Origin of the sequence: Cellulomonas bogoriensis 69B4 = DSM 16987 (genome assembly GCF_000767165.1) — a bacterium.
GTDB lineage: Bacteria > Actinomycetota > Actinomycetes > Actinomycetales > Cellulomonadaceae > Actinotalea > Actinotalea bogoriensis.
The window spans coordinates 1-286 of sequence record NZ_AXCZ01000509.1 but is presented as its reverse complement, the minus strand read 5'-3'; the positions used below and the strand labels follow the sequence as shown (position 1 = coordinate 286).

1 pseudogene is annotated in these 286 nt (G+C 69.9%); it reads left to right on the top strand.

The features are described 5' to 3' along the window. Window positions 1–286: pseudogene (locus tag N869_RS18690) on the top strand (IS481 family transposase); the annotation flags it as partial.

The window sequence follows — 286 nt, the reverse complement described above, 5'->3', positions numbered from 1 at the left end:
ACCTCGGCCTTGCCCCTTCCACCGTTGGGCGGGTCCTGACCCGCCACCGAGTCCCGCTCCTGCGCGAGTGCGACCCGCTGACCGGGCACGTCATCCGCGCCAGACGACAGTCCGCCGAACGCTACGAGCACCCTCATCCGGGCTCGCTGGTGCACATCGATGTCAAGAAGCTCGGGCGCATCCCCGACGGCGGCGGCTGGCGGGCGCACGGGCGAGAGGCGAGCCGGACCTACCAGCGCAAGAAGGCACTGATCGGCTACGACTACGGGCTCATCGCAATCGAGGG